Annotated in this window: 23 protein-coding genes and 1 tRNA gene; 20 read left to right on the plus strand and 4 right to left on the minus strand. The window is 45.9% G+C overall.

Annotated elements, in window-relative coordinates:
* Position 1 precedes the first annotated feature (1 nt).
* The 3 genes from ACK8P8_RS05125 to ACK8P8_RS05135 are packed head-to-tail and all read left to right on the plus strand — an operon-like array spanning position 2 to position 3,954.
* A complete protein-coding gene (locus ACK8P8_RS05125) occupies positions 2 to 1,477 on the plus strand; it encodes a RagB/SusD family nutrient uptake outer membrane protein (RefSeq protein ID WP_369859106.1) in 1,476 nt (491 codons plus the stop codon).
* Between the two features lie 12 nt (positions 1,478 to 1,489).
* A complete protein-coding gene (locus ACK8P8_RS05130) occupies positions 1,490 to 2,323 on the plus strand; it encodes a DUF4843 domain-containing protein (RefSeq protein ID WP_369859105.1) in 834 nt (277 codons plus the stop codon).
* Positions 2,324 to 2,340: 17 nt separating this feature from the next.
* Positions 2,341 to 3,954 (plus strand): PKD-like family lipoprotein, encoded by a 1,614-nt coding sequence (locus ACK8P8_RS05135; RefSeq protein WP_369859104.1) that lies wholly within the window; start codon positions 2,341 to 2,343, stop codon positions 3,952 to 3,954.
* A gap of 93 nt (positions 3,955 to 4,047) precedes the next feature.
* On the opposite strand, the gene ACK8P8_RS05140 is transcribed toward ACK8P8_RS05135, so the two are convergent.
* Complete coding sequence (locus ACK8P8_RS05140; RefSeq protein WP_369859103.1) at positions 4,048 to 5,073, minus strand: helix-turn-helix transcriptional regulator; 1,026 nt, start codon at positions 5,071 to 5,073, stop codon at positions 4,048 to 4,050.
* Between the two features lie 94 nt (positions 5,074 to 5,167).
* Here ACK8P8_RS05140 and ACK8P8_RS05145 point away from each other — a divergent pair, with 94 nt between their 5' ends.
* A complete protein-coding gene (locus tag ACK8P8_RS05145; RefSeq protein WP_369859102.1) occupies positions 5,168 to 5,566 on the plus strand; it encodes a hypothetical protein in 399 nt (132 codons plus the stop codon).
* A gap of 96 nt (positions 5,567 to 5,662) precedes the next feature.
* Complete coding sequence (locus ACK8P8_RS05150; protein ID WP_369859101.1) at positions 5,663 to 5,974, plus strand: hypothetical protein; 312 nt, start codon at positions 5,663 to 5,665, stop codon at positions 5,972 to 5,974.
* 254 nt (positions 5,975 to 6,228) lie between these two features.
* On the opposite strand, the gene ACK8P8_RS05155 is transcribed toward ACK8P8_RS05150, so the two are convergent.
* Positions 6,229 to 6,301: transfer RNA gene (locus ACK8P8_RS05155), tRNA-Phe, on the minus strand.
* Between the two features lie 230 nt (positions 6,302 to 6,531).
* Here ACK8P8_RS05155 and rbp point away from each other — a divergent pair.
* Positions 6,532 to 6,900, plus strand: a complete 369-nt coding sequence (rbp, locus tag ACK8P8_RS05160) for an RNA-binding regulator (protein ID WP_222621225.1) — start codon at positions 6,532 to 6,534, stop codon at positions 6,898 to 6,900.
* Positions 6,901 to 6,959: 59 nt separating this feature from the next.
* Here rbp and ACK8P8_RS05165 read toward each other — a convergent pair whose 3' ends face one another.
* Together ACK8P8_RS05165 and thiL are read right to left on the minus strand one after the other, a co-directional pair.
* The gene (locus ACK8P8_RS05165; protein ID WP_186978602.1) at positions 6,960 to 7,562 is read right to left on the minus strand and encodes a hypothetical protein; all 603 of its coding nucleotides are present in this window, start codon (positions 7,560 to 7,562) and stop codon (positions 6,960 to 6,962) included.
* Between the two features lie 10 nt (positions 7,563 to 7,572).
* Positions 7,573 to 8,625, minus strand: coding sequence for a thiamine-phosphate kinase (thiL, locus tag ACK8P8_RS05170; RefSeq protein ID WP_369859100.1), 1,053 nt, complete (start codon positions 8,623 to 8,625; stop codon positions 7,573 to 7,575).
* Between the two features lie 508 nt (positions 8,626 to 9,133).
* Here thiL and sufB point away from each other — a divergent pair.
* From sufB to ACK8P8_RS05240, 14 genes are all read left to right on the plus strand, one after another.
* The gene (gene sufB, locus ACK8P8_RS05175) at positions 9,134 to 10,579 is read left to right on the plus strand and encodes a Fe-S cluster assembly protein SufB (protein ID WP_099290432.1); all 1,446 of its coding nucleotides are present in this window, start codon (positions 9,134 to 9,136) and stop codon (positions 10,577 to 10,579) included.
* 124 nt (positions 10,580 to 10,703) lie between these two features.
* The gene (gene sufC / locus ACK8P8_RS05180; protein ID WP_099290795.1) at positions 10,704 to 11,471 is read left to right on the plus strand and encodes a Fe-S cluster assembly ATPase SufC; all 768 of its coding nucleotides are present in this window, start codon (positions 10,704 to 10,706) and stop codon (positions 11,469 to 11,471) included.
* Between the two features lie 6 nt (positions 11,472 to 11,477).
* Positions 11,478 to 12,839, plus strand: coding sequence for a Fe-S cluster assembly protein SufD (gene sufD / locus ACK8P8_RS05185; RefSeq protein ID WP_369859099.1), 1,362 nt, complete (start codon positions 11,478 to 11,480; stop codon positions 12,837 to 12,839).
* 3 nt (positions 12,840 to 12,842) lie between these two features.
* Positions 12,843 to 14,063, plus strand: coding sequence for a cysteine desulfurase (locus tag ACK8P8_RS05190; RefSeq protein ID WP_099290430.1), 1,221 nt, complete (start codon positions 12,843 to 12,845; stop codon positions 14,061 to 14,063).
* 5 nt (positions 14,064 to 14,068) lie between these two features.
* Positions 14,069 to 14,485, plus strand: a complete 417-nt coding sequence (locus tag ACK8P8_RS05195; protein ID WP_099290429.1) for a SufE family protein — start codon at positions 14,069 to 14,071, stop codon at positions 14,483 to 14,485.
* A 6-nt stretch (positions 14,486 to 14,491) separates the two neighbouring features.
* Positions 14,492 to 14,806: a metal-sulfur cluster assembly factor gene (locus tag ACK8P8_RS05200; RefSeq protein WP_099290428.1), complete on the plus strand. Its 315-nt coding sequence runs from the start codon at positions 14,492 to 14,494 to the stop codon at positions 14,804 to 14,806.
* A gap of 85 nt (positions 14,807 to 14,891) precedes the next feature.
* Positions 14,892 to 15,809, plus strand: a complete 918-nt coding sequence (gene queG, locus ACK8P8_RS05205) for a tRNA epoxyqueuosine(34) reductase QueG (protein ID WP_369859098.1) — start codon at positions 14,892 to 14,894, stop codon at positions 15,807 to 15,809.
* A 65-nt stretch (positions 15,810 to 15,874) separates the two neighbouring features.
* Positions 15,875 to 16,432, plus strand: a complete 558-nt coding sequence (locus ACK8P8_RS05210; protein ID WP_369859097.1) for an RNA polymerase sigma-70 factor — start codon at positions 15,875 to 15,877, stop codon at positions 16,430 to 16,432.
* Positions 16,433 to 16,470: 38 nt separating this feature from the next.
* Positions 16,471 to 17,283 carry an AraC family transcriptional regulator gene (locus ACK8P8_RS05215; protein ID WP_369859466.1) on the plus strand — a complete coding sequence of 271 codons (813 nt, stop codon included), beginning with the start codon at positions 16,471 to 16,473 and terminating at the stop codon, positions 17,281 to 17,283.
* Between the two features lie 120 nt (positions 17,284 to 17,403).
* Positions 17,404 to 18,480 carry an alpha/beta hydrolase gene (locus tag ACK8P8_RS05220; RefSeq protein WP_369859096.1) on the plus strand — a complete coding sequence of 359 codons (1,077 nt, stop codon included), beginning with the start codon at positions 17,404 to 17,406 and terminating at the stop codon, positions 18,478 to 18,480.
* Positions 18,481 to 18,663: 183 nt separating this feature from the next.
* Positions 18,664 to 19,812 carry a FecR domain-containing protein gene (locus tag ACK8P8_RS05225; protein ID WP_369859095.1) on the plus strand — a complete coding sequence of 383 codons (1,149 nt, stop codon included), beginning with the start codon at positions 18,664 to 18,666 and terminating at the stop codon, positions 19,810 to 19,812.
* A 142-nt stretch (positions 19,813 to 19,954) separates the two neighbouring features.
* Complete coding sequence (locus tag ACK8P8_RS05230; RefSeq protein ID WP_410025589.1) at positions 19,955 to 23,665, plus strand: SusC/RagA family TonB-linked outer membrane protein; 3,711 nt, start codon at positions 19,955 to 19,957, stop codon at positions 23,663 to 23,665.
* Positions 23,666 to 23,678: 13 nt separating this feature from the next.
* Complete coding sequence (locus tag ACK8P8_RS05235) at positions 23,679 to 25,154, plus strand: RagB/SusD family nutrient uptake outer membrane protein (protein ID WP_369859093.1); 1,476 nt, start codon at positions 23,679 to 23,681, stop codon at positions 25,152 to 25,154.
* Entirely contained in the window at positions 25,147 to 26,049 is a 903-nt protein-coding gene (locus tag ACK8P8_RS05240; protein ID WP_369859092.1) for a hypothetical protein, read from the plus strand. The genes ACK8P8_RS05235 and ACK8P8_RS05240 overlap by 8 nt, the downstream gene beginning before the upstream one ends.
* The last annotated feature ends 82 nt before the right edge of the window (positions 26,050 to 26,131 follow it).

Consider the following 26,131-nt stretch of genomic DNA (forward strand, 5'->3'; position numbering starts at 1 on the left):
TATGAGATTACGAAATATAATTTGGAGTGGGTTGATGTTGGCGTGCAGTGTCGGGTGTGCCGATTTTCTGGACGTGCAACCCAAGGACAAGCAATCGGAGAAACAGTTGTTCGCCACGAGAGGCGGGTATTATACAGCGGTGAACGGGATTTACAATAAGATGGCGTCCGCGGCTCTTTACGGGAAGAATCTTTCTTACGAGTTGGTGGATGTGATATCGAAACGTTATCAGCCGCTGTCGGTGAACACGTATCTGACGGCGTTGAGCACGTTCGCTTACACGGATAATTCGGTGGAAACGGAGTTGTCGAACACGTGGACGGCGGCTTATAACACGATATTGAATTGTAACGTGGTACTGGAGAATATCGACAAGAGCGAGGGGGTGTTGTCGACGGTGGAATCGCGGGTGCTGAAAGGGGAGATGCTTGCCGTGCGAGCCTTTTTGCATTTTGATATGTTGCGTTTGTTCGGTCCGGTCTATAAGCTCCAACCGCAAGCGGAATCAATCCCTTATAACGAGTCGTCGAAAGTGGTAGCCTTGCCATTGTTGCCTGCCGATTCGGTAATTCACGAGAAGATTTTGCGGGATTTGGACGAAGCGGAGGGTTTGTTGTCGGATAGTGATCCGGTTATCGCGGAGGGGCCTATGGCTTCCCTCGAGGAAGATCAAGACGTGTATTCGCGTTATCGCCAGTTGCGGATGAATTATTATGCCGTTCAGGCGTTGAAGGCAAGGGTGTACTTGTACGCGGGAGAACAGGCGAATGCTTTGGCTGCTGCCCGAAAGTTGCTGACGGACAAGAGGGTGGATGAACATTTTCCCGCGGTAGACCCGAACAAGCTTTTGGCAAACCAGACGAATCCCGATCGGGTGTTCTCGACGGAGGTGCTGGCGGGTATTTACAAGAAAGACAGGAAGGATATTTATACCGGTTATTTCAGCGCGGAACAAGCAGGGAATAATTACCTGCATCCCCGGAAAGATTTCGTGAACACGAATCTTTTCGCGGGAGAAACACAGGATTACCGTTTCCAGACGTGGTGGCAGATTGCTTCCGGGGTGGGAGAGAGCGGACACGTGCTTATCAAGTACAAGGGAATCGATCAGCCTAGCGGGACGACGGAAACGGAGTATTTCTATGCTGTTTTCATGTCATTGATTCGTTTGAGTGAGGTGTATTATATCGCGGCGGAATGTGAGCCCGTGTTGGCGGAACGGTACGAGTGGCTGAATCAAGCCCGTGCGCGGAGGGGATTGCCGAATTTGACGGCGGTTTCGGAAGATGATTTCATGAAACGGCTGCGGGGAGAGTATTTGCGGGAGTTTATCGGGGAAGGACAAATCTTTTTCATGTACAAGCGTTTGTATATTAATATAAACAGTGACGAGAACGGGTATGATACCAGTACTTACGGGGCAAGGGAGGAACGTTACGTGTTGCCTGTGCCTTCCGGTGAAATTGCTAATCGTTAAAAGGATAAGATTATGAAATGGAAAAATATATTATGGGGTGCGGGATTGTGTTTTATTTTGAGCGCTTGCGAGAAGCAGGATATCCCGTTTTTTACCACGGATGATGCCGGAATTTATTTCCAACGGGTGACGAGTTATATTTACGGCAGTACCACGGAGTTTTACGCGGATTCGCTTTCTTATTCGTTCGTGTCGGCGCAAGCCTCGGCAGAGAGCGTGATGCTTGCGGCTACCGTGCGGACGATGGGAAAGGTGGTGGATTATGACCGTCCTTTCAAAGTGGTGGTAGACGAGGCGGGAACGACAGCCGTGGAGGGGAAGCATTACGAGTTGGATCTGGATACGGTGGTGGTTCCGGCAGGAGCCAGTACGGCATCCGTGCGGGTGCGTTTTTACCGCACGGATGATTTGATGGAGAGAACGGTGCGTTTGGCTCTTCGCTTGGAGGATAACGAGTATTTCAAGTGTTATTTCCCGGAGTACAAGAACACGAGTGCTTATACGGCGACAGGTGAGATGATTCACGGGGATGTGTTCGCTTTCTCGTTGAGCGAGATGTACACGGAGCCGAGTTACTGGTCGATGTTCGGGGGGAGCTTTTTCGGGGACTGGACTCCCAAGAAGTATCTGGTTGTTAACGCGGCTTGCGGTTTGACTCCCGCGGATTGGAGTAACGCGGGGTATGCCGGGGCTAAGGTGCAGTACGGTCGTTTTAGTTTTTTTGCCATGACCGTGCAGAAGTATTTGCAGGAACAAGCGGATGCCGGAACTCCGGTATCGGATTCGGACGGGAAGTATATGCAGCTTGCTCCTTCCTACGCGGTGGATTATTCCCGGTATGAATAATATTAAAAAATGATGTTATGAAAATGAATCGTATTATATTGTTTTTGTTTGCTTTTTCCCTTTGTGCTTGTTTTGATGATAAGGGAAATTACGAGTACCACGAGGTGGCGGAAATAACTATCGAGAATATCCCGGAGGTGGTTGAGGTGTTGGGAAATTCCGATCATATTGTCGTGAAACCGAAGATCGTTTCTTCGCTGGAAGGGGAGATCGGGGCGGATAACACTAATTTCGAATTCGGTTACAGGATCGAGAAAAAGTCCGGGGGCGTCATGGTGTCCGGGCAGAGATGGGTGGATTTGAACCCCTCGAAAACACTGGAGTTGGATACGTTGGCAGCTTTCGTGGCGGACACGTATATCGGGTGGTTTACCGTGACGGACAAGCGTTCGGGAATACAGGCTTCCGCTACTTTCGACATAAAGGTGTCGTCCCCGACCTATGAGGGGTGGATGGTGCTTTGTGACGAGGGGGAGGAAGAACGTGTGCGGATGGATATGATTTCGGTTATTTCCGCGGAGCGGATTATCCCGGCTTATGACCTGTTGGCGCCGTTGGGATTGCCGGATTTGAAGCATGCCAGAGGTATCGGTTTTTACCCGAATCTTTTTGCGAGTCCTAATGACGTGATATACGTGATGACGGGTGAGGGCACGTATAAGTTGGATCGGGAAACCTTCAAGACGGATGTTTCGTGGGATATCAATAATATTGATTTTATCATTCCTCCCGCGGATGAGCGTGTCGTGTGCTACACGTCGGTGAATAACAGCAGTACGGCGGGAGCCTTGGCTTGCTTTTGCGTGACGGATGCAGGGAATGCTTACGCGCAAGTGCTGGGTTCTGCCGGGGCAGCTTTCGAGTATCCCGTGAATACTTCTGAACGGGGAAAAGCACCGGAATACAGGGTTGCCCCGTATGTCGGCGTGAGTATGGCTCGTCCGGGGAACGCATCGACAGCTTTGCTGTATGACACGGATAACCGGAGGTTCGTGGGGTGGAAATACAATTACAGTGATGATGACGCGATGCAGACTTTAACCCCGTTGCCTGATCCGGAAAGCGGTTTGTTCAGTTTCAAGACTGGCATGGAGTTGGTACATATGGAGAGTACCCGTTATTCTAACGGATTGGTGTACGCGGTCTTGCAAGATGGCGGGGGAAGGCGTCGCGTTTACGGGATTAATATGTCCGGTAACGGTTTCGTGCAGGAAGTCAAGTACGAGAATATGGATGCTCCCGATTTTGATAAGGCAACGGCTTTCGCTTTTCATTCCCAATTCCCGTATATGTTTTATGCCGTGGGGAATAAGGTGTATTTGCATAACTTGGGAACAAGCACGACTTACCCGATGAGTACGATTGCTTTGGGGGATCGTGAAGTGGTGACGATGTTGAAATTCAACCTGTATCGCCAATGTTCTTTAGGTCAGTTGAACAATCAGTCCGAAGAGTTTATGGCTCGGCAATATGAACTGATGGTTGCTTCCTATAACACGGATGCCCCGGATAATAACGGGGGCAAGTTAGGATTCTATCCGGTTGACGGGGTGAATAATACCGTGACGAAACGGGTGGAATATGACGGTTTCGCGCGAATAAAAGATGTCGTGTATCGTGAGCGTCGATAGGTGACGTGGTGATTATTATGCTCGGGAGAGGGGAACGTGTGCGTTCCCCTCTCTGTTTTTCAGAACTTCCAGAACGATGCTTGACCCCGAAGGTCATCCGTTCTGTCTGGACACGGAAGAGGCGGAGTAAAGACCGGGGGTGGTATGAAATTGTTTATGAAAGAATTTGTTGAATGCACTTTGACTCTCGAATCCTAGCAAAAAAGCAATCTCTGTGAAAGGTACTTTTTCCCTGATGTATTCTTGGGCTAAATCCATTCGTAGGTTATTTAATATCTGTTGGTATGATGTGCCTTCCGATTTTAATTTGCGTTGCATGTTTCTTTCACTCATGTTGAATTTTTCAGCCACGCGTTTGAAAGATAAATCGGTATTTGAAAGGTTATGCATGAGATAGCGGCGAACTGTTCTTGCCAAACTATTGCTTTGCTCCGTATCCATTTGTTTTATCTCGTGCATGTAGTCCTCGAAGACGGGATATAATGATTTGTTTCCTGTAATGATGGGTAAATCCAGTACCGAACGCTTGAAAGCGAGAGATAGCTTGTCTCGATTAAACTCTATCGGGCAATATAGAAACTCTTCGAGTTTGTCAATCGAGCCTTCCTTGGGGTATATCGAGTGAGCCCGCGAGGGATATAAATATCTTCCCGTGAAACTATACGCGTATTGAAGCGAAATGCCGTATTGCATCTCCATCCATTGCCTAGAAGCTATCGGGTATAGTTGAGCGAATTCACGATTCATTGATATTTCAAAAAAGAAATAATCGTTGTCCTCCCTGTTCGTGTAGGTTAGAATATCATTAGCCGTGAGGTCGAGAGGTGCGGGATTCTCGAAAATCTCCCGGACATTTTTACTGCGGTTATAAATATTGTACATACTGCCGATTAAGACAAAGGGTAATAAAAATCCTGTTTCTAAGCCTATTCTGTTATTGCCGCTTTGTTTTACCACGTGTTCCAAGTATAATCCCAGTATGTTCGCGTCAATTTTTGTTGTCGGGTTTAGCAATGTATCTTGGTTAAACTTTCTTTGTGCGAATAACTTGGAAAATTCCGCTGTGGGCGTTTGAAATTGCTTGATGAGTATATTCAATAAACCTGCCGATATATACATGCTTTGTCGCTTTTGGACAAAATTATGGCTTTATTGTCAATAATGCAAGTGATATACGATATACATTTGTTCTATCATTTTTAAAACTTGAAATATGAAAATAGAATTGGTACCCGCGAGTAAGATTTTATCCATCATGATAGTCTGTTTGGGAGTTATACACGAGATTGCGACATTCACGCCACTTGTACAAGACGGTTTGGAGTGCTTGTCGAGAAGTGATTTTAATAGCGTGATATATATGAGTTTGATGTGTGGGGCTTCCCTTGTTTTGAGTGGGTGGTTATTGTTGCTATTACTCCCCAAGAATGTAACGCATGCGTTTCTTGCTTACCCAATTTTATTGATAAGTATTTTTGTGCTTATCAATGGAATTGTGTCTGTTATTTTTATGGTTGACAATCCGTTTGCTTGGTTCGTACTCGTGTCGGGATTATTAATAACTATAATTTCTGCCTGTAATTATATACTTTTCACGCCAAATGATAAATGAGATTAACGTGTAAAGAATAAACCTTTTTGCTCCTTTATCCGTATAGAGTGGTGTGATTTTTATAACATAACATATACAATTTATTAAAAGGAAAGAATGAAAGCAGCATTGTTTTTAGAAGATAACCAACTTTGCCACCTTAGTGGAAATATAGAAGGAAAAGCGATAAAGGTGTCAACGATTACGACAGAGGATGATAAGGTTGTTTCTATAAAAAACAGAGAGGTGAAAAACTGGAACGTGAATTATTTCGTCCAATGGCTCGCGGAATGCGGGATAAAGATGATTTATGTTTCTGGAATTGACGAGAAGATAAGACGTTTTTTTGAGCAGATGAAAATTATCGTGAACGTGAAAACTTCATCGGATCACCCTCTTTTAGTGAGAGAGATTACTTCTTGGGATTAAAGTAGGAATCTTAGGTTAGTTTCCGGTTTAAACATGGTTTAAACAAGGGGCAATCGGAAAATCAGTAATTGAAACAAACTTTCATTCATGGATTTTTCGATTGTCCTTTTTTAATAAAGTCTTGTTGTTGAGGTGTGTGCGGCAAAAAATAGGTTGATATTTCGGTTGACAAATTGGTTGACAAAACCATTGAAAATCGCACAAAATAAGGATAAAAGAAAAGAGAGTCACTTTTGTAACTCTCTCTTATTCAGTGGTGCCACCAGGAATCGAACCGGGGACACAAGGATTTTCAGTCCTTTGCTCTACCAACTGAGCTATGGCACCATCGTTATGTTTTAACGGGTGCAAAAGTAGGGGAATTTTTTGAAATTGCAAGCGATTATAAAGAAAAAATAGAATCGGGATGAAAAAAAATAGGGGAGATGGAGAATAGGTGGCTTCCGGCGAGTGTTTTTCGGGGGTGAGATAAATTTTAAGGAATTAGCGAAAAAAAGTGATATTAATTTTTGATTATTAATAAATTAGTTATATTTGCTGCGGTAGAAGTTAAATAGTTGTTTATCGTTGAAACCAAAGATATCTATCTACGTACCCTTCTACATGTATTATTAATTTTAATTATTTTTATTGTGAATATTTTTGTTGCAAAGCTAAGTTCTGCCACCACGAGTGAAGACTTGCAAGCTCTTTTCGCGGAGCACGGTTCTGTTTCTTCAGCCAAAGTAATTATGGACAAAGAAACTGGTAATTCTAAATGTTTTGGTTTTGTTGAAATGGAAGACGAGACGGAAGGTTTCAACGCGATCAATGCTTTAAACGAGTCAGATTTTCAAGGACGGAAAATTGTTGTGAAAAAAGCAAGACCGAGAGAAGAAGGAGGCGATAATAGAGGTTATAGAGCACCGAGAGAAAGAAGATTCTAATCCCAATCGCTAAAGAAAAAAATCGAGAGTCTATTAACTCTCGATTTTTTTGTGGGCATTTATTCCCTGTACTTCATTTTCAAATAGGCGTACAGCACCCGATGCATCAGTCCGGCTTCTTCCAGTTCCTCGTCCGAGAGGTTGGGAGCGAGTTCAATGTCATTGCTGACATCGGAGAGTTGTTCGTCCCGGTCGATACGGTTGCCGAAGTTTTGTTCCATGAAGAAAATATCGAATAACTGCATCCGTTCAAGGGATTCCAACGCAAGTTTCCGGGCTTCCAATAGATTGTCCGCCCTGTATTTTTTCAGAAATACTTCGATCATGCTATCCGTGAAATAGTCTGCGAAATAATGCATCAATATGATTCGTTTCTTCACGCAATCGTAGATGTTTTCCGGGGAACATGTGATTCTTTCGCTGATGCCCAAGTATGCCAGTTCAGCCAGTTCGATGCTCTCTTCTTCTTCCTCATCCAGTTCGAGCAAGAGGATTTTGTATAGCATATCGGAAAATTCCTCTTGGCGGGTTATTGTCCGGCTCTCGTGATAATAGCGGAATCTGTCGGGGATGACTTTTCTCAACAACAGGCGGAGGGCTTTTCGGTCGCCGCTGGCACTGTGCAGTAAAGATTCGTCCAATATATTGTCCAGTTTGCTCATGGTCGATCGTTTATTGTTGGTTATCGGGGTTAAAATTTACCCAGCCTTGTGCTTTCAGTTCGAAAGAATTGCCGTCTTTCGTGATCAAGTTATATCCTTCGCTTTTGGCACAGGTATGCCCGATGATGCTGATTCCTTCCATGGCGGATAATTTCTCGAAATCTTCCAGCGGGGCGGTAAACAGCAGTTCGTAGTCCTCGCCGCCGGAGAGGGCACACACGGTGGCGTTCATGTTCAGTTCTTCCGCCATTTTGTAAGTCTGGTAATCAATCGGGAGTTTATCCTCGTATATTTTACAACCCAGGCCGGAATCATGGCATATGTGCAATACCTCGGAAGAGAGGCCGTCGGAAACGTCCATCATAGCCGTGGGCTTGATGCCTTTTTCTTTCAACAGGCGGACGATATCCTGCCGGGCTTCCGGTTTTAGCTGGCGTTCCAGTATGTACTCGTAGCCGGAGAAGTCCGGTTGGGAACTCTGGTTTTCTTGAAATACCACTTTTTCCCGCTCCAGTAATTGCAAACCCATGTAGGCGGCTCCCAAATCCCCGCTTACGCAGATCAAGTTGTTTTCTTTTGCCGTGTTGCGGTATGTGATCTCTTCGTCGTCAGCTTCCCCGAGCACGGTGATGCTGATACACATGCCGGTTTTGGAAGATGTCGTGTCGCCGCCCACGAGGTCTACCCCGTATTGGTCGCAGGCGAGGTAAATCCCCTCGTATAATTCTTCCACGGCTTCCAGCGAAAAGCGGTTGGATATGGCTAACGAAACGGTAATCTGTTTCGCCGTGCCGTTCATGGCGCAAATGTCGCTGACGTTGGTCGCCACGGCCTTGTATCCCAGATGTTTCAATGGGGCATACGCGAGGTCGAAATGTACACCTTCTATCAACATGTCCGTGCTGACGAGCACTTTTTTATCCTTGTAGTCCAGTACCGCGGCATCGTCGCCGACTCCTTTCACGGAAGAAGTATTTTTTAATTTTATATCTTGTGTCAAGTGACGGATTAACCCGAATTCCCCTAACGTGGATAGTTTTGTCAATGGTTTGTTTTCACTCATGCTTCGTGTCTTTCTTATTTCGTGTACAAAAATACACTAAATTGCCGAATGACGCAAATGGGAAGTCGCTTCGCTCAAGTCAAAGGTTCATAAAGTCCATAAGGTTCGTAAAATCCGTAGATCTTGCGGGTGCTTAACCTACGGCAGCTTTGCTGCCGATGAACACAGTCCGAAGGACGCCCGTGACTTTATAGACTTTATGAATTTTAAGAGCCGAAGGCTCGACTTTATGGACCGGATGAAAAGCGTTTTGGCGCATTTCTCCTGTGGCTTTGCCACGTTGCAGGTTACGGGTTGGCTGGTTGCAAGTTTTTCTTGTTCGCGGGTTTATGCCTCGGCGGTTGAATCATAATATTGGTTTATCACGTAATAGATATTATCTACCCCATAGATAATTGGGTAGGTGATATTTTTTTGTACTTTTGCACAAATTGAATAATTAGGTCTTGTCAGGGGGTATATCCTTGTCATTTTCAATTTTCAATTTTCAATTTTCAATTAATGAGTTATGGCTAAAGAACAAGACGATATATTGAATGAAGTAACCGAGGGTGAGTATAAATACGGCTTTGTTTCTGACGTGGAAACTGAGATGATCGGCAAGGGATTGAACGAGTCTGTTGTCCGGTTGATTTCACAAAAGAAAGAGGAACCCGAGTGGTTGCTGGAATTTCGGTTGAAAGCGTATCGGCATTGGTTGACCATGAAGATGCCCGCGTGGGCGCAATTGGAGATACCGCCGATTGATTATCAGGATATAGTGTATTACGCTGCCCCGAAGCAGGAAGTGAAAAAGTCTTGGGATGAGGTTGATCCCGAGTTGAAAGCTACTTTCGATAAATTGGGGATTCCCTTGGACGAGCAGAAGACGCTTTCCGGGGTAGCCGTTGACGCGGTCATGGATAGCGTGTCGGTGAAAACGACGTTCAAGGAGGCGTTGGCTGAACGGGGAGTTATTTTCTGTTCTTTCTCCGAGGCGGTGAAGAATCACCCGGATTTGATAAAACGTTACTTGGGCTCCGTGGTGCCTTATTCCGATAATTATTTCGCTGCGTTAAATTCGGCGGTATTCAGTGACGGGTCGTTCGTGTATATCCCGAAAGGGGTGCGATGCCCGATGGAGTTGTCGACTTATTTCCGTATCAATGCGGCGAAGACGGGACAGTTCGAGCGTACGCTGATCGTGGCGGAGGAGGAGAGTTACGTGAGTTACCTTGAAGGGTGTACCGCCCCGCAGCGGGACGAGAATCAACTGCACGCCGCTATCGTGGAGATCGTGATCGAGAAGAATGCCGAGGTGAAATACAGTACCGTGCAGAACTGGTACCCGGGTGACAAGAACGGGAAGGGCGGTATCTATAATTTCGTGACGAAGCGGGGAATTTGCAAGGGGGAGAATGCCAAGTTGATTTGGGCACAAGTGGAAACCGGATCGGCTATCACGTGGAAGTACCCGAGCACGATATTGAAGGGCGACGGTTCCGTGAGCGAGTTCTATTCCGTGGCGGTGACGAATAATTACCAGCAAGCGGACACGGGAACCAAGATGATACATATCGGGAATAATACCCGTAGCCGTATCGTGTCGAAAGGTATTTCGGCGGGGTATAGTTCCAACTCCTACCGGGGAAAGGTGAAAGTGGTGAAAAGTTGTCACGGGGCACGTAATTTCTCGCAGTGTGATTCGTTATTACTGGGAGATAAATGCGGCGCGCACACGTTCCCTTATCTTGAGGTGGCTAATCCCACGGCACAGGTGGAACACGAGGCGACGACTTCCAAGATTGGTGAAGACCAGATATTTTACTGCAACCAGCGGGGAATATCCACGGAGGACGCTGTCGGCTTGATCATCAAGGGGTACGCCGGAGATGTTATCAACAAAATGCCGATGGAGTTTGCCGTTGAAGCGCAGAAATTATTGCAGATTAGCTTGGAAGGAAGCGTGGGATGATATGGAAGCGATTTATGATTTGAGATTTACGATTTATGAATGACAAATTATGATTTATGGTTTTGGACGAGGGCGGTTGGTGCGGTTGGAATCTGAAATCTAAAATCTAAAATCTAAAATGAATATGAAGGGTTTACTAAAGATAAAGAATTTGCACGCCTCGATAGACGGGAAGGAGATTTTGAAGGGGATTGACTTGGAGGTGAACGCGGGCGAGATACACGCGATTATGGGACCGAACGGGGCAGGGAAAAGTACACTTTCCGCCGTGTTGACGGGACGGGAGTGTTTCGAGGTGACGGAAGGGGAGGTTTGGTTTAACGGTAAGAACTTGTTGGAGTTGCCGGCGGAAGACAGGGCGCGGGAAGGGATATTCCTGAGTTTCCAGTATCCGGTGGAGATTCCCGGTGTAAGCACGGTCAATTTCTTGAAGACTGCCGTGAATGAACAGCGTAAATACAAGGGGCTGCCGCCTTATCCTGCCGGTGAGTTTCTGAAGATGATCCGGGAGAAGATGGAACTCGTGAGCATCGACAGCCGTTTGTTGAACCGCTCGTTGAACGAGGGCTTTTCCGGCGGGGAGAAGAAGAAGAACGAGATTTTCCAGATGGCGGTGCTGGAGCCGAAATTGTCTATTCTTGACGAGACGGATTCCGGTTTGGATATCGACGCCTTGCGCATCGTGGCAAACGGGGTGAACAAGTTGCGGCGTCCGGATAATTCCACGATCGTGATCACGCACTACCAGAGGTTGTTGGATTATATCGTGCCCGACGTGGTGCACGTGCTGTATGACGGTCGAATCGTGAAAACCGCCGGCAAGGAGTTGGTTGCGGAGTTGGAGAAACACGGTTATGATTGGATAAAAGAGGAAGTACATTCCGGTAAGTAATAGACAATGGAGAGATTAGAGAAAATAAATAACGATTTTGCCACCCTTTTCCGGGAGGGACAACACTTACTCCGGGAGGGATGCGGCGAGGTGATGAACCGTCACCGGGATGAAGCGTTCGGGCGTTTCGTGGCGCTGGGCGGTGTCCCGTACAAGACGGAAGATTACCTGTACGCGGATACGTTGCCTGTTTTCGACCGGGATTACAAGGTGGTATTGAAACATATCAAGCAGGGTGTTGATTTGAACGAGTTGTTCAAGTGCCATGTGCCGAATCTGGAAACTAATCTGATGCTGACCATCAACGGGTGGTTCGTGCAGGAAAACCGTGTTCCCGGGATTCCGGAAGGGGTAATCATTTGCAGTCTTGCCGAGGCGAGCGTGAAGTACAAGGAGATTTTCGAGCAACACTATGACCAATACACGCGTCCGGCTGACTCGGACGGGTTGGTGGCGCTGAACACGGCTTTCGCGCAGGACGGCGTGTTCGTGTACGTGCCCGATAACGTGGTGATGGAGCGTCCGTTGCAAATAGTGAATCTGATGCGGGCTAACGCGGATTTGATGTCTTTCCAGAGAAATATGGTGGTGCTGGGACGTAACGCGAAAGCGACGATTCTGGTATGTGACCATACCTTGTCGGATGATGTTTTCCTGTCGAATAATGCCACGGAGGTGGTCGTCGGTGAGAATGCCGCGTTTGAATACTATCACGTGCAGAATCAACATATAGAGGCGTCGCAGATTAACAGCGTGTTTGTTTGCCAGAAGCGGAACTCGCGTTATGATGCCAACGTGATCTCGCTTTACGGCGGGTTCATTCGTAATAATTTGTACGCCGCCTTGAGCGAGGAGGGGTGCGAGTGTAACCTGTACGGGATGTACTTGTCTGACAAAAAACAACAGGTGGATAATTTCACCTTTATCGACCACATCGCCCCGCGTTGCACGAGTAACCAGCATTTCAAGGGCGTGTTGGACGACGCGGCTCTGGCGAATTTTGCCGGACGGATTACCGTGCGACCGGATGCCCAGAAGACAGAGGCTTTTCAGGCGAATAATAACTTGTTGCTGACTGACACGGCACAGGTGAACACGAAGCCGCAACTGGTGATTGATGCCGATGACGTGAAATGCAGTCACGGGGCTACCGTGGGACAGATCGACGAAGAGGCTATGTTTTACTTGCGTAGCCGGGGTATCGGTGAGGCGGAAGCCCGCTTGATGATGATGTTCGGCTTCGCGCACGAGATTGTCGGGCGGGTGAAACTGGAACCTTTGCGGGAGGAGATCGACAATCTGGTGGATAAACGTTTAAGAGGAGAATTAACGAAGTGCCACAATTGCGTGATGCACTGTAAGCAATAAATTATGTTCGATGTAAGTCAAGTCAGGAAGGATTTTCCGATACTGGAGGAAAAAATCTATGATAAACCGCTGGTGTATCTGGATAACGGGGCAACCACGCAACGTCCGCTGACCGTGATCGATAAGATGACGGAATATTACCTGCGTTATAACTCTAACGTGCATCGCGGAGTACATTACCTGAGTAATAAATGTACGGACGCGAACGAGGAGGCACGGGAAATCGTGCGGAAGTTTATCAACGCCGCGTTCACCGAGGAGATTATCTTTACCCGGGGAACCACGGAGAGTATCAATCTCGTGGCGCACTCTTTCGGTGAGGCATTTATCAACGAGGGGGACGAGATTATCGTGACGGAGATGGAGCATCACGCGAATATCGTTCCGTGGCAGATGTTGTGCGACCGCAAGAAAGCGGTGTTGAAGGTGGTGCCTTTCAATGACAAGGGTGAGTTGGACATGGAGGTGTTCGGGAAGTTGTTGAACGAGCGGGTGAAACTGGTTGGCGTGGCTTACGTGTCGAATGTACTGGGAACGGTGAATCCCGTGAAGCAGATTATAGATGCCGCCCACGCCCGCGGGGCATACGTTTTGGTGGACGGGGCGCAGGCTATTCAACATATTCCGGTGGACGTGCAAGGATTGGATTGTGATTTCTTCGCGTTCTCCGGTCATAAGATTTACGGTCCCACGGGGATTGGTGTGTTGTACGGGAAGAAAAGCCTGTTGGAACAGATGCCGCCGTGGCAGGGGGGGGGCGAGATGATCAAGGAAGTGCGTTTCGAGAAAACGACTTACAACGAGTTGCCCTTCAAGTTCGAGGCGGGGACACCCGATTTTATCGGGGTGATTGGCTTGGGCGAGGCGTTGGAATACGTGAACCGGATTGGCTTGGACGGGATAGCCCGTTACGAGCACGAGTTGTTGGGGTACGCGATGGAGCAGATTCGCCGGATTCCCGGTATCATCCTTTACGGGGAAGCGGCGGAAAAATCTTCCGTGATTTCTTTCGGGATAGAGGGGATTCACCCGTTTGACCTCGGGACGCTGTTGGATAAAATGGGTATTGCCGTGCGGACGGGACAGCTTTGTGCCGAGCCGGTGATGCAACATTACGGGGTAACCGCGATGGCTCGCGCGTCGATAGCCATGTACAATACCCGGGAGGAAATAGATGTGTTCTGTGCCGGGTTGAAGAAAATAGAACAGATTTTCAAAATGTAAAGACAATGACGATAGAAGAGATTCAGAATCAAATCGTGGAAGAGTTTTCCATGTATGACGATTGGATGGATAAATACGCTTACCTGATCGAGATCGGGAATGGTTTGGAGGCTATGGACGAGGCGCACAAGACGGACGATAATTTGATAAAAGGGTGTCAGTCGCGGGTGTGGTTCCATGCCGGACTGAAAGACGGTAAATTGTACTTTGAGGCTGACAGTGACGCGATTATCACGAAAGGGATTGCCGGGTTGTTGATTCGGGTGTTTTCCGGGCAGACGCCTCACGACATCGTGAACGCTAATCTGGATTTTATTGACAAGATTGGATTAACCCAGCATTTGTCGCCCACGCGGTCGAACGGGTTGTTGTCTATGATAAAGCAAATCAAGTATTACGCCTTGGCTTACGAGGCAAAATGATGTGATATGGGAAAAAGTTTAATGGAAGATTTGGTGATAGAGAAGTTGTCAACGGTGTACGATCCGGAGGTGCCGGTGAATATATGGGAGTTGGGGCTTGTCTACGGTATCGAGTTCCCGAAGCAGAACGAAGTGATTGTCACGATGACGCTTACGGCTCCGGGATGCCCTATTGCCGATCAGATCGTGCAGGAAGTACACGACGTGGTATTGACGCTTGACGGGATTGACGAGGTTACCGTTAATCTGACTTTTGAACCGGCTTGGACTCCCGATCGGATGAGCGAGGTGGCGAAGTTGGAATTGGGATTCGGGATTTGAGTTCATAAGGTTTGTAAGGTTTATAAAGTTCATAAAGTTAGTAGACCTTATAGGACCTTTTGAACCTTATAACTTTATAAACCTTATGAACCTTATAAACTGTTTAGAGGAAGCCCGGCTCTTGGGATTTGATGCCTGCGGGGTGGCTCCGGTCGATACGCTGACTCGGGAGAAAGAGGTTTTGCTTCGTTGGATAGAGAAAGGGTTTCACGCGGGAATGGGATACATGGCGAAGAATATAGAGAAGCGGGAGAATCCCGCTTTACTTGTTGAAGGAGCCCGTTCCGTGATTGTAACATTGACTAATTATTATACCTCCCGTCGTCAGGAGAAGGATGTACCTGTCATCGCCCGTTACGCTTACGGGAAAGATTATCATATCGTGCTGAAAGAACGGTTGTTCCGGTTGCTTTCTGTTTTAAAGGAGAAGACCGGACGTGATATTCGGGGGAGGGTGTTTGTCGATTCCGCCCCGGTGTTCGAGCACGAGTGGGCACGGCGGGCGGGGTTAGGTTGGATAGGACGCAATACCTTGCTAGTGAATCCCCGGTTGGGCTCGTATTGCTTTATAGGGGTGATTATATCCGATTTCGAACCTTCCGGCTATTCTCTTCCGGAAGAGCGGGATTTTTGCGGGACGTGCAACCGTTGCGTGGAGGCTTGTCCCACGGGAGCTTTGTCTTCGCGCGAAGTGAATGCCAACCTTTGTATTTCTTATAACACGATTGAGCGTAAAGATGAAATTCCGCTGGAAATCAAAGAAAAGATGGGACAGCGCTTTTTCGGGTGTGATGCTTGTCAAGAAGTATGCCCGTGGAACGGGAAGGCGGTGATGCACCGCGTGAAAGAATTTTTGCCTGACGAGTGGCTGATGCACATGAGCCGTGAAGATTGGCTTGAATTGGACGAGGAAACTTTCAAAAGCCATTTCAAAGATTCCCCGCTCTCCCGTCCCGGTCTGGAACAGGTAAAGCGGAATCTATCGCAACCGCCGTTACTGTAACCGTGGTTGCATTATTTCCTTTTTTTACTACATTTGTACAATATTGGATTACGTGTGTCATGAATATGGATAGATTGAATAAAAATAGTGAAGGGGTAAATAATCGGATGTCATCGGAAAGAGAATTCGAAGAGGCTTTCCGTTATTATTACCGTCCTTTGTTTTTATTCGCGTACGGTTACGTGATGAGTGAAGAAGAGGCGGAGAATATCGTTCAATCCGTCTTTGCCGGGATGTGGGAAAACCGGAAGCGATTGCCGGAGAACTTGAATTTGAAAGCCTATCTTTATTCTTCCGTGAAACATGCCTGTTTACGTTATTTCAGACGGCTCCGCCTTTTGGACGAGTACAAAAAGCGACAAGCGGAGGCTTTGGTACTTTCTTTCGCTGATGATGATGTGGAAGACGACAAAGAATTAGTTGCTTTGGTACAACAGGCTTTGTCAAAACTTTCCGAGCAACAGCGTAAGATTGTGGAGTTGCACGTGATGGAAGGTAAAAAATACTTGGAAATCGCCGAGCAATTAGCGTTGTCCGAGAACACCGTGCGCACTCATTTGAAACGGGCGTATAAAATTTTGCGGGAAAATCTTTCCTGTCTTTTTCTGGATATTTTTATTTAAGAACTATGGAACAAGAAAATGCTAACCAAGTAGGACCAATGAAGGTTATATTCGCTTATAACGACGTGTTTTTCAGTTTCTTTTATGATGACGAGAGCGGTTGTATCCATCGTTCGCACGAGTACGCGATGAATTATGTCTATTCGGGCGAGATGATTCTTGATAATGGTAAAGAACAGATTCGTGTCGGAAAAGGCGAATGCGTGTTCATTCCCCGTGACCACCATATTACAATGTATAAAAAGACGTGTGACGGCGAACGTTATTGCGGTATCTTTTTGAATTTTAAAAGGAATTTCCTGCGGGAGATGTACGGTAAGTTAGACCATTACAAACTTCCTGCCTCTACGTCCAAGTTGGATGCCGGCGTAATCAAGCTGCCTAAAACCGCGGAAATCGCGAGTCTTTTCGCCTCGATGACGCCCTATTTCGACCCGGAGGTAAAGCCGAAAGATGATTTTATGAACCTGAAGTTGCAGGAAGGGTTGCTCGCTCTATTACATATTGACGAACGGTTCGCACCGATGCTTTTCGATTTCAACGAGCCGTGGAAGATTGATATTCTGGACTTCATGAGCAAGAATTATATGTATGAGTTCACGTTGGACGAATTGGCGCACTACACGGGAAGAAGCCTTGCCACGTTCAAGCGTGATTTCAAGAAGATAAGCGACCTCACGCCGGAAAAATGGTTGATTCGCAAACGTCTTGAGATAGCTTACGCCAAGATGAAAGAGGGTGGGAGAAAGGTTGCGGATGTTTACGCTGAGGTCGGGTTCAAGAACCCGTCGCATTTTTCTACGGCGTTCAAGAAGCAGTACGGGGTACCGCCGACTGCCGTTTTCTCTTGATTTCACGGGAAGATAAATTGAGCTTTTGAGAAATAATCTTTGAGCCTCACAGCAATTATGCCGTGGGGCTTTTGCTTTATCTTTGCATTATAAGATAAAACAATTAAAACCATAAATGATATGAAAAAATCAATTAGACAACTATCCGCGGCTTTAATCGTGTGCTTTTGCACCGTGGGAAGCTTATTTGCAACAAACAATAATTTAAATACTAATACCATGGAGAACGAAAACTTGAATTTAACTCAAGAGTGGGACAAAGTGTTTCCTAAAAGTGACAAGGTGAATCACAGTAAAGTGACTTTCCGCAATCGTTACGGCATCACGCTTGCCGCCGATATGTATATACCCAAAAATGCCGTTGGGAAATTACCCGCTATTGCAGTAAGCGGTCCCTTCGGTGCCGTGAAGGAACAGTCGTCAGGACTTTATGCCCAGACGATGGCAGAACGCGGTTTTCTGACTATTGCCTTTGACCCCTCGTACACGGGCGAGAGCGGAGGGGAACCTCGTTATGTTGCTTCTCCCGATATCAACACGGAGGATTTCTGTGCGGCGGTAGATTTTCTCTCTACGCGTGACGACGTAGATCCCGAACGTATCGGAATTATCGGTATCTGCGGATGGGGCGGAATGGCAATTAACGCGGCTGCCATCGACACCCGGATCAAAGCGACCGTTACTTCTACAATGTACGATATGAGCCGGGTGAATGCCAATGGTTATTTTGACTCGATGGATGCCGATCAACGTTACGAACTCCGCAAACAGCTCAACGCCCAGCGTACAATTGACGCGAAGAACGGTTCATACGATCTCGGCGGTGGCGTGGTGGATCCGCTGCCTGATGATGCCCCTTGGTTTGTGAAAGATTACCACAATTACTACAAGACGGAACGCGGCTATCACAAGCGTTCCCTTAATTCAAACGGTGGTTGGAACAAGACATCGGCTCTTTCGTTTATCAATATGCCTCTACTTGCATATAGCGATGAAATCCGTAGTGCTGTTCTGGTAATCCACGGGGAGAAAGCACACTCCCGTTATTTCAGCGAGGATGCATTCAAGAAACTGCAGGGCGATAACAAGGAACTGATGATTATCCCCGGGGCCTCTCACGTGGATCTTTACGACAATCGTGCAGGAGTGATACCCTACGATAAAATCGAGCAGTTTTTCAGGGAAAATCTCAAATAAGGAATTGTCAGTTGGAGAACTGAAAAATGCAGTGGCGCCTTTCACGAGGCGCCACTGTTTCTGTAAGAAATAGAAGAATGCATCAAACCCCGTTTGCTGGGATAAAAAAAACGAAAAAAAATCATTTTCGTGTCACCCAAAATTGAAGTTCATGTCTTTTAGGGGAAATTTGAAGAAAAGGATATGAATCAGGAACAGATAGATTGGACTTTAATCCGGAAGCGAGTGGACGGTTGCCTGACCGATGAGGAGCGGGAGCGCTTGGAGCGTTGGATAGCGGGGGATGAACAACGGCGGCGTTTTGTGGAACACGCTTGTCGGTATTATGAACGGGAGTTGCCCGTGGTCGATGAAGCTCGGGTGTCAAGAGCGTGGCAACGTTTCTCGCATGGACGCAAGGAGAAACGGAGAAAGCGGATACTCTCGTTGTGCACGTGGAGTGCGGCGGTCGTGATTCTTTTGGTTGCCGGGACTTGGTTCTGGGCATCGAATACCCGTGAAATTTCGAGCGGAAAACCTATTTCGGCAATTGCTTTCGGGAATAACAGTGTCCGATTGGTTATTTCGGACGGAACGCGAATTGATTTAACTACCCAAGAGCCGGGGCAGACTATTATAGATAAAGGTGTGAACGTGCATCTGAAAAAAGAGTCGCTTTCTTACGAGAATAACCCCGTCGTGGAAGATACGCTTTATCACACGGTGGAAGTTCCCCGGGGCGGAGAATACCACCTCACGTTGAGCGATGGTTCACGGGTATGGTTGAATGCCGAGAGTCGTTTGACCTATCCCATGGTGTTCGGGGCATCCGAACGTCGGGTGCGTTTAGAGGGAGAAGCCTATTTTGAGGTGGAACCCGGGAAAGGACGTTTCGTGGTGGAAACGGGTGACATGAACGTACGGGTGCTTGGAACGGCTTTTAACGTGAACGCCTACGGCGATGAGGCTACCACACGAACTACTTTGGTTCACGGAAAGGTGGAGGTATTAACAGTGAAGGATGATTTGCAGCGAATATTGATTCCCGGGGAACAGGCTATACTTGACCGGGCAAGTGGGCAATTGGATGTGGAGCAAGTGAGCACAGACCTTTATACCCGATGGATAAAGGGACAATTCGTCTTCCGGGATACTCCTTTACGGGATATCATGCGAACGTTGGCACGTTGGTACGAGATGGAGTATGAATTTACCGATTCGGAATTGGAATCACTGTGTTTCTATGGTGTAATCAGTCGCTTTGAGCGAGTGGAGAGTTTGTTGGAACAATTTGAAAAAACAGGTAAAGTGCGTTTTAAATATCAAGGGAATAAAGTTATTGTAAAAAAATAAGGGATGCTGGAAACATCCCTCGGGTTTAATCAAACGGACTGCTGGAAACAGTCCATAATATTAACGTCATTACAAATGTATGAAAAAAAAGTTTAATGCGTGCTATTGCCGAAGGCAATGGCTAAAAAAAATGTTACGAGTGATGAAAATTGGATTTTTCCTATTGGTGTTAAGTTTGACATCAGTGCATGCGACCACATTTTCTCAACAGAAAGTGAGTTTGGATGTAAAAAATGAAACACTACTGCATGTTTTGGATATCTTGCAGGAACAATCGGGATATACCTTTTTATTTTCCAGTGAGGATGTAAAAGAAATAAAAGGAATTTCTTTACAAGCGAATGATGCAGATCTTTTTGACGTGTTAAAAAAATGCTTGAATGGTACAGGTATCAGCTTTCAGGTGACAGAACGTTTGGTGGTATTACGAAAAGGACTTGAGGAGAGTGCCGTTGCTCCGCAACAAAAGTCAATTCGGGTTGTGGGAAAGGTAACGGACGAAGGTAAACAGCCTCTTCCGGGGGTAACGATTACCGTGAAGGGGGTGTCTTTAGGAACGGTCACGGACAAGGATGGTAAATACTCTTTGAACCTGCCGGAGATGGAAAAGTTATCGTTAATTTTTTCTTTTATTGGGATGGAAACTCAAACGATTAAGTACACAGGGAGGGATACGATCAATGTGGTAATGAAAGAAGACGTTGCTGCCCTCGACGAAGTTACAGTGGTGAGCGACGGTTACCGGGATATTGATCCACGTACGACGACTAGTGCGATTACTTCTGTTCGTGCGGAAGATATTGTGGTACCGGGACTAGGTTCCATTGATAAAATGCTGGAGGGACGTGTTCCCGGTATGACTTTTATGTCCAATTCCGGACAGGTTGGTGCTGTACCTCGTTTGCGTATTCGGGGAACTTCTACGGTGCTAGGAAATCAAGAGCCATTGTGGGTGGTTGACGGTATAGTGCAGCGTGACCCGGTAAATGTGGATCCCGCCCGATTGAACGACCTTGACTTTGTGAATCTTTTGGGTAACGCTATTTCCGGTTTGAACCCGGAGGATATCGAGCAGATTGATGTGTTGAAGGATGCTTCCGCCACTGCTATTTACGGTACGAAGGCTTCTAACGGTGTGATCGTGATTACAACGAAGAAAGGTAAACAGGGACCACCTTCCGTGGGGTATTCTTTCGCCACTACGTTAATGCGTCGCCCGAATTACGGGGAGAAAAGTGTTGACATGATGAATTCCACGGAGCGTATCGCTCTTTCCCGGGAGATGATAGAGCAGGGGATTCGATATCCGGCTATTGATTCTTGGGTGGGCTACGAGGCTGTTATTCGGGATTATTACAATAAGGTGATTTCCTATGATGAAATGAAGCGTAGGATTAATCAATACGAAACTGTCAATACAGACTGGTTTGATTTGCTGACCCGCGATGCTTTCATGCACTCCCACACGCTGAATTTGTCAGGAGGATCCTCTCAACTCAGGTATTATGTGTCTGCCGGGATGCAAAACAATCAAGGGAATAACTTGGGCGAATTGAATCGGACTTACACCACGGCAACTAATATTAATGCCAACTACAATCGTTTCTCCATTCGTTTCGGGTTGAACGGTAGCGTGGAGAAACGTAAATATAGACCTTCCGACGTGGGTGCCATGACGTATGCTTACCAGACGAGCCGAGCCGTACCGGCTTATAACGAGGATGGCAGTTATTGGTACTATTACCGCGGATTTGGAGTTGGCGAAGCGACCAAAGCGGGTGTGCGTTTTAATATATTGGAAGATATTGCTAATTCGTATTTTAATGTCAACACAAATAGATTGTCATTCAACACGTCGATTACTTATCGGGTATCAGAAGATTTGAATTTGAACGGAACCTTTTCTTATAGCTTTTCCAATAGTTATCAAGACACTTATCATGGGGAAAATACATATTTCACGAGAACGGAAAAGTACCCGGACGGGGAAGCAAGTGCCATGGTAACAGAGGATAATTTTAAAGCAAGGACAAGAATTCCTTACGGGGGAATACTCGACGAGGAAGATCAGCAGAATAACTCTTACACTATTCGTTTGCAAGGTACGTATAACAAATATTTAGACTCGGAAAGAAATCATCACATCAATGCTACTGCCGGTTGGGAGTTGTCTTCCAGTCGCTATCTGGGAACCAAGAAACAAGTTCGGGGATATCTGCCCGATAGGGGTGAGCAAATCGTTCAGGTAGACTTAAATGAATATCCTCGTTTGAGAGAATGGTACCGGGATGAGCCATTGGCAGTGGGAAAATACACCAATAGTTTGACGAATACGGTTTCCGGTTATGCTAGTTTATCTTACACATTATTTCACGATTACACGTTTAACGTGAATGCCCGTGCGGATGCGTCAAATAAATTCGGTTCTAAAAGTAATAGTAAAATATTACCGATTTGGTCTCTGTCCGGACGTTGGGATGTCAAGAGTTCATTATTACGAAGTTTCGGCTTCGTGGATGCTCTTTCGGTTCGAGGTTCATTCGGGTATCAGGGGAATATGCTTGAAACAGAAAGTCCCGAGATGATTTTGTCAAGAGGTTCTTATAAATACAAGTATAATGAATTTGTATCCACTTTAAAGACATATGCGAATCCATTCTTGAAATGGGAAAAGACAGCTTCGTTTAACCTGTCGGTTGATTTCTCTTTCTTGAAAGGACATTTGAACGGTACGTTTTCTTACTTCAAGCGTAAAACGACAAATGCATTCCTGACGAAGTCCACTTCTCGCGTGGAAGGAGTTGATTCTTACACGGTGAACGCCGGAACATTGACGAACGAGGGTGTGGAGTTAGCGTTAAAGGTGCGGGTCATTGGTAGTGGCTTCGGTGCTATGTCCAAGGGAAATGCGGAGGGATTCCGTTGGGATTTTGACCCGGGGTTGGGGCAGATCGTAAATACCTTGGTCGACAAGGCGATAAACGGGAACGGCAGAAAGGATAAAACCCTGCATGACGAGTATGAATATACGGATTATCTTACCGGAAACGTGCAAATTCCGGGACGTTCGCTCAACTCGTTTTACTCTTACCGATTTAAAGGATTGGATCCGAAAGACGGGCGTCCAATGTTTTACGGAACGGAAGAGTACTATACGGTGGATGGTAACGAGGTGTTAGACGCTGGTGGGAATAAAATAAAAAATTTGGAGCGGTATGCCAACATGACGAGAGAGGATGTGATTTTAGGAGAGGTGATGTCTTACTCGGGAAGACGAGTGCCGGTCATCCAGGGAGGTATCGTGAATACATTCTCGTGGAAACGTATGATATTGTCATTTAATATGTCATATAGTTTAGGTTCAAAAATACGTTTATTAAATCTATACAAGGATGTGGCGCAGTCCAACACGTCAATTGCCCCGCAACCCTTGGAAAATGTACGTCGTGAATTTCTTAATCGTTGGAGATACCCGGGAGATGAGAAGTACACGAATATCCCGGGAGTTTTGAGCGGGAGTGAGTTCCAACGTACCACCACTCCTTATTGGCGTGATAAAAATTATGAGTTTGGAGCTACCATCTGGGACATGTATAATAATGCAGATATCCGCGTGGTGAGTGGAAATTACATGAAATTGCAGTCACTATCTTTCCGCTATTCATTGCCGGAAAAATTGTGCCGGAAAATATTTTTGAAAACAGCTTACGTGGGCTTCTCTGCTACAAACCTATTTACTATTTGTAGTAAAGAGTTGAAAGGTCAATCCCCAACTCAAAACGGGGGATCGGCTAACGAGATCAACATGAGTGAGCGTCCTTCGTATTCATTGAATTTTAATATAACATTTTAACACGTGATATGTTATGAATAAAATAAGTTTAATATTTGTATTAGTTCTGTTCCTGTCCGCTTGTTCCGATTTTTTGGAGGAATACTCGCAGGATCAATATCATCCTAAAAATGTGATCGATTTGAACGAATTGCTGATCGGTAGTGGTTACTGGGGAGATTTGAAATTCGGAGAATTGAATAGTTTGAACGACGATGTTAGAGAGGTGCGGGGGACCGAGTTTGAGATTCCGCCTGCCATTTTCGGATTTTACACGTGGCAGGAATTCCCACATTATAGCGAGGAGGATAAAGTGTGGCAAGATATTTATAAGTCTATTGGGGTGGCAAATTCTATCATCACGAAAATTGAGGATTTCACCGGGGATGATTTGTATAATAAAGTGAAAGGTGAGGCGTATTTCATACGGGGAGCAAGTTATTTTTTGTTGGCGAATCTGTATGCCTTGCCTTACACGAGGGAAACTGCCGCAAATACACTTGGGGTACCTTTGAAATTGAATAATTACGTGACCGGACGGGAATGGAGTCGAACTCCATTGGATAGTGTATATCATTCCGTGGTACGTGACTTACAAACAGCGGCAAATTGCTTGAAAGGAGTTGCCCAGCCCTCCATATTCCGTGCAAACGAATATGCAGCACATGCTTTGTTAAGTCGAGTGTATTTGTACATGGGTGAATATGAAAATGCGATCACCTCAAGTAACTACGTGTTGGAAACCCCGAATTATAGCGTGACTAGTTTGGCGGGGGCTTCTGTTGATAGTTGTTTTACTACTTTGGCTCGACCCGAGATTATTTTTTCACAAGGAGGTTACACATCTCCGGTAACGGGTATTACCAGCGTCGGAACTTGGAATATGGCATCTTATTATATGCGACCTTCTAAAGATTTGCTTTCGCGATATACTGTGAATGATTTGAGAATGGCTTCTTTTTTCAGGCAAAGAGGTGTCATATACCAGTGCTACAAAACGGCTTACGATGATACTTATGCGGTTTCCGATTTCGGGATGCTCCGCTTAAGTGAGGTGATATTGAATAAGGCAGAGGCGCAGGCGTTGGTGGGACAGGAAGGTGAAGCCGTGAAAACATTGGAAAATTTGCTCCGGGGACGCTATTCGAAAATACCTGTAGTACCAGAAGCCGGACGTGAACTAATTGACTGGATCCGGGATGAACGCAGAAGAGAACTGTGTTTCGAGGGACACCGTTGGTTTGATTTACGTCGTTATGCTGTGGATGCGAAATACCCCTTCACGAAAGAAATTGTACATGTAGTGAATTTTTATGACAATAAGGGATTTTCGACAGTAAACGAACCGAGAGAGGTGTACCGCTTAGTCCCCTATGACGTCGATAATCGCAAATGGTGTTTACCTATCCCGGGATATGAAACAAAATTAACGGAATTAATGGTGCAAAACGAGAGATACGAGAGTGAATTTGAGGCTTACGATAAAGAAAAACATGAACAATATGAATAGAATCTATTATTGGATAGTGTGTTGCGTGCTGAATTTGTGCGTGGCGTGTAATGACAGAACCGATGATGACGGCGTGGGTGCCACGGATTTGGATTTGGACTACTTTGTTGTGTCGGATGATTACGATAATGCGATAGATAGCTTACGGTACGAGATATTCAAGAAATACAATATTGCCGTTTATTATGATGACACCATTGGCGTGTATGACCGGGGAGAGAAAGACCGCGAGGGAAATACCAAACTTTTTTACCGGGTGATTCGTCCGCCTTATTCGATTAGCGGATGGGATAGTAGTCTGGATTGGAGAGAGGTGGAAGATAAGGAAACATTGCGTCCCGTTATGAATATGTTGTTAAATTATACTTTTGATGATTTTCCGACGTTATTTCTTCCGAAGTGTTTTTATTTGGTTGAATGGATGAATAAGGGTACGTATCATAATACGATGGAAGCGGGTATGGTCAATATAGCCAAAAAAGAGAATACCCCGGAGAGTGCGGCAGAGTTGCGGGGAGATATTGCGACAGAAGGATTTAAAACCTATTACAGCATGGAATTAATTCCATTTTATGAGGTTACGCCGAACGTTTATGGAGATATCTATGATAAATTTGTTATTTATGATTTAGGTGTAGGTTTTCCCGAATATGATATGCCTGGTTTGGGAATATATGAAGATGGGGATGAACCCATGAAGTTCGGTTTTTTACGATTCACGGATTATTTTGGGGAAATGAAGACATTACTCCATGAAGATGATTTGGAAGATTTTGTGAAATTGACGTTAAGTAAAACGCGAGAAGACGTTTACGCGGAATATGCCGATTATCCTCTTGTACTGGAGAAATACGAAATTATTTTGAATTTGTGGAATAAAGCAAAAGCACAGTAATCAAATTGCATGTATGATTCCATTTTTCAGGGGATTTTTTTCCCCTGAAAAGGAATTGTATGTTCCTCGGTGGATGTTTAAT

It is taken from the genome of Butyricimonas muris, assembly GCF_046365375.1.
In the GTDB taxonomy this organism is placed as follows: Bacteria; Bacteroidota; Bacteroidia; order Bacteroidales; family Marinifilaceae; genus Butyricimonas; species Butyricimonas muris.

Excerpts from the sequence above, each read along its gene's own strand:
- ACK8P8_RS05145 (WP_369859102.1), top strand. The coding sequence starts at position 5,168 with ATGAAAATAGAATTGGTACCCGCGAGTAAGATTTTATCCATCATGATA.
- ACK8P8_RS05190 (WP_099290430.1), top strand. The coding sequence starts at position 12,843 with ATGTTCGATGTAAGTCAAGTCAGGAAGGATTTTCCGATACTGGAGGAA.
- ACK8P8_RS05130 (WP_369859105.1), top strand. The coding sequence starts at position 1,490 with ATGAAATGGAAAAATATATTATGGGGTGCGGGATTGTGTTTTATTTTG.
- ACK8P8_RS05235 (WP_369859093.1), top strand. The coding sequence starts at position 23,679 with ATGAATAAAATAAGTTTAATATTTGTATTAGTTCTGTTCCTGTCCGCT.
- ACK8P8_RS05220 (WP_369859096.1), top strand. The coding sequence starts at position 17,404 with ATGAAAAAATCAATTAGACAACTATCCGCGGCTTTAATCGTGTGCTTT.
- ACK8P8_RS05195 (WP_099290429.1), top strand. The coding sequence starts at position 14,069 with ATGACGATAGAAGAGATTCAGAATCAAATCGTGGAAGAGTTTTCCATG.
- thiL (WP_369859100.1), bottom strand. The coding sequence starts at position 8,625 with ATGAGTGAAAACAAACCATTGACAAAACTATCCACGTTAGGGGAATTC.
- queG (WP_369859098.1), top strand. The coding sequence starts at position 14,892 with ATGAACCTTATAAACTGTTTAGAGGAAGCCCGGCTCTTGGGATTTGAT.
- ACK8P8_RS05150 (WP_369859101.1), top strand. The coding sequence starts at position 5,663 with ATGAAAGCAGCATTGTTTTTAGAAGATAACCAACTTTGCCACCTTAGT.
- ACK8P8_RS05210 (WP_369859097.1), top strand. The coding sequence starts at position 15,875 with ATGGATAGATTGAATAAAAATAGTGAAGGGGTAAATAATCGGATGTCA.
- sufC (WP_099290795.1), top strand. The coding sequence starts at position 10,704 with ATGAAGGGTTTACTAAAGATAAAGAATTTGCACGCCTCGATAGACGGG.
- ACK8P8_RS05215 (WP_369859466.1), top strand. The coding sequence starts at position 16,471 with ATGAAGGTTATATTCGCTTATAACGACGTGTTTTTCAGTTTCTTTTAT.
- ACK8P8_RS05165 (WP_186978602.1), bottom strand. The coding sequence starts at position 7,562 with ATGAGCAAACTGGACAATATATTGGACGAATCTTTACTGCACAGTGCC.
- sufB (WP_099290432.1), top strand. The coding sequence starts at position 9,134 with ATGGCTAAAGAACAAGACGATATATTGAATGAAGTAACCGAGGGTGAG.
- ACK8P8_RS05140 (WP_369859103.1), bottom strand. The coding sequence starts at position 5,073 with ATGTATATATCGGCAGGTTTATTGAATATACTCATCAAGCAATTTCAA.
- ACK8P8_RS05125 (WP_369859106.1), top strand. The coding sequence starts at position 2 with ATGAGATTACGAAATATAATTTGGAGTGGGTTGATGTTGGCGTGCAGT.
- ACK8P8_RS05135 (WP_369859104.1), top strand. The coding sequence starts at position 2,341 with ATGAAAATGAATCGTATTATATTGTTTTTGTTTGCTTTTTCCCTTTGT.
- sufD (WP_369859099.1), top strand. The coding sequence starts at position 11,478 with ATGGAGAGATTAGAGAAAATAAATAACGATTTTGCCACCCTTTTCCGG.
- ACK8P8_RS05240 (WP_369859092.1), top strand. The coding sequence starts at position 25,147 with ATGAATAGAATCTATTATTGGATAGTGTGTTGCGTGCTGAATTTGTGC.
- ACK8P8_RS05200 (WP_099290428.1), top strand. The coding sequence starts at position 14,492 with ATGGGAAAAAGTTTAATGGAAGATTTGGTGATAGAGAAGTTGTCAACG.
- ACK8P8_RS05225 (WP_369859095.1), top strand. The coding sequence starts at position 18,664 with ATGAATCAGGAACAGATAGATTGGACTTTAATCCGGAAGCGAGTGGAC.
- ACK8P8_RS05230 (WP_410025589.1), top strand. The coding sequence starts at position 19,955 with ATGAAAATTGGATTTTTCCTATTGGTGTTAAGTTTGACATCAGTGCAT.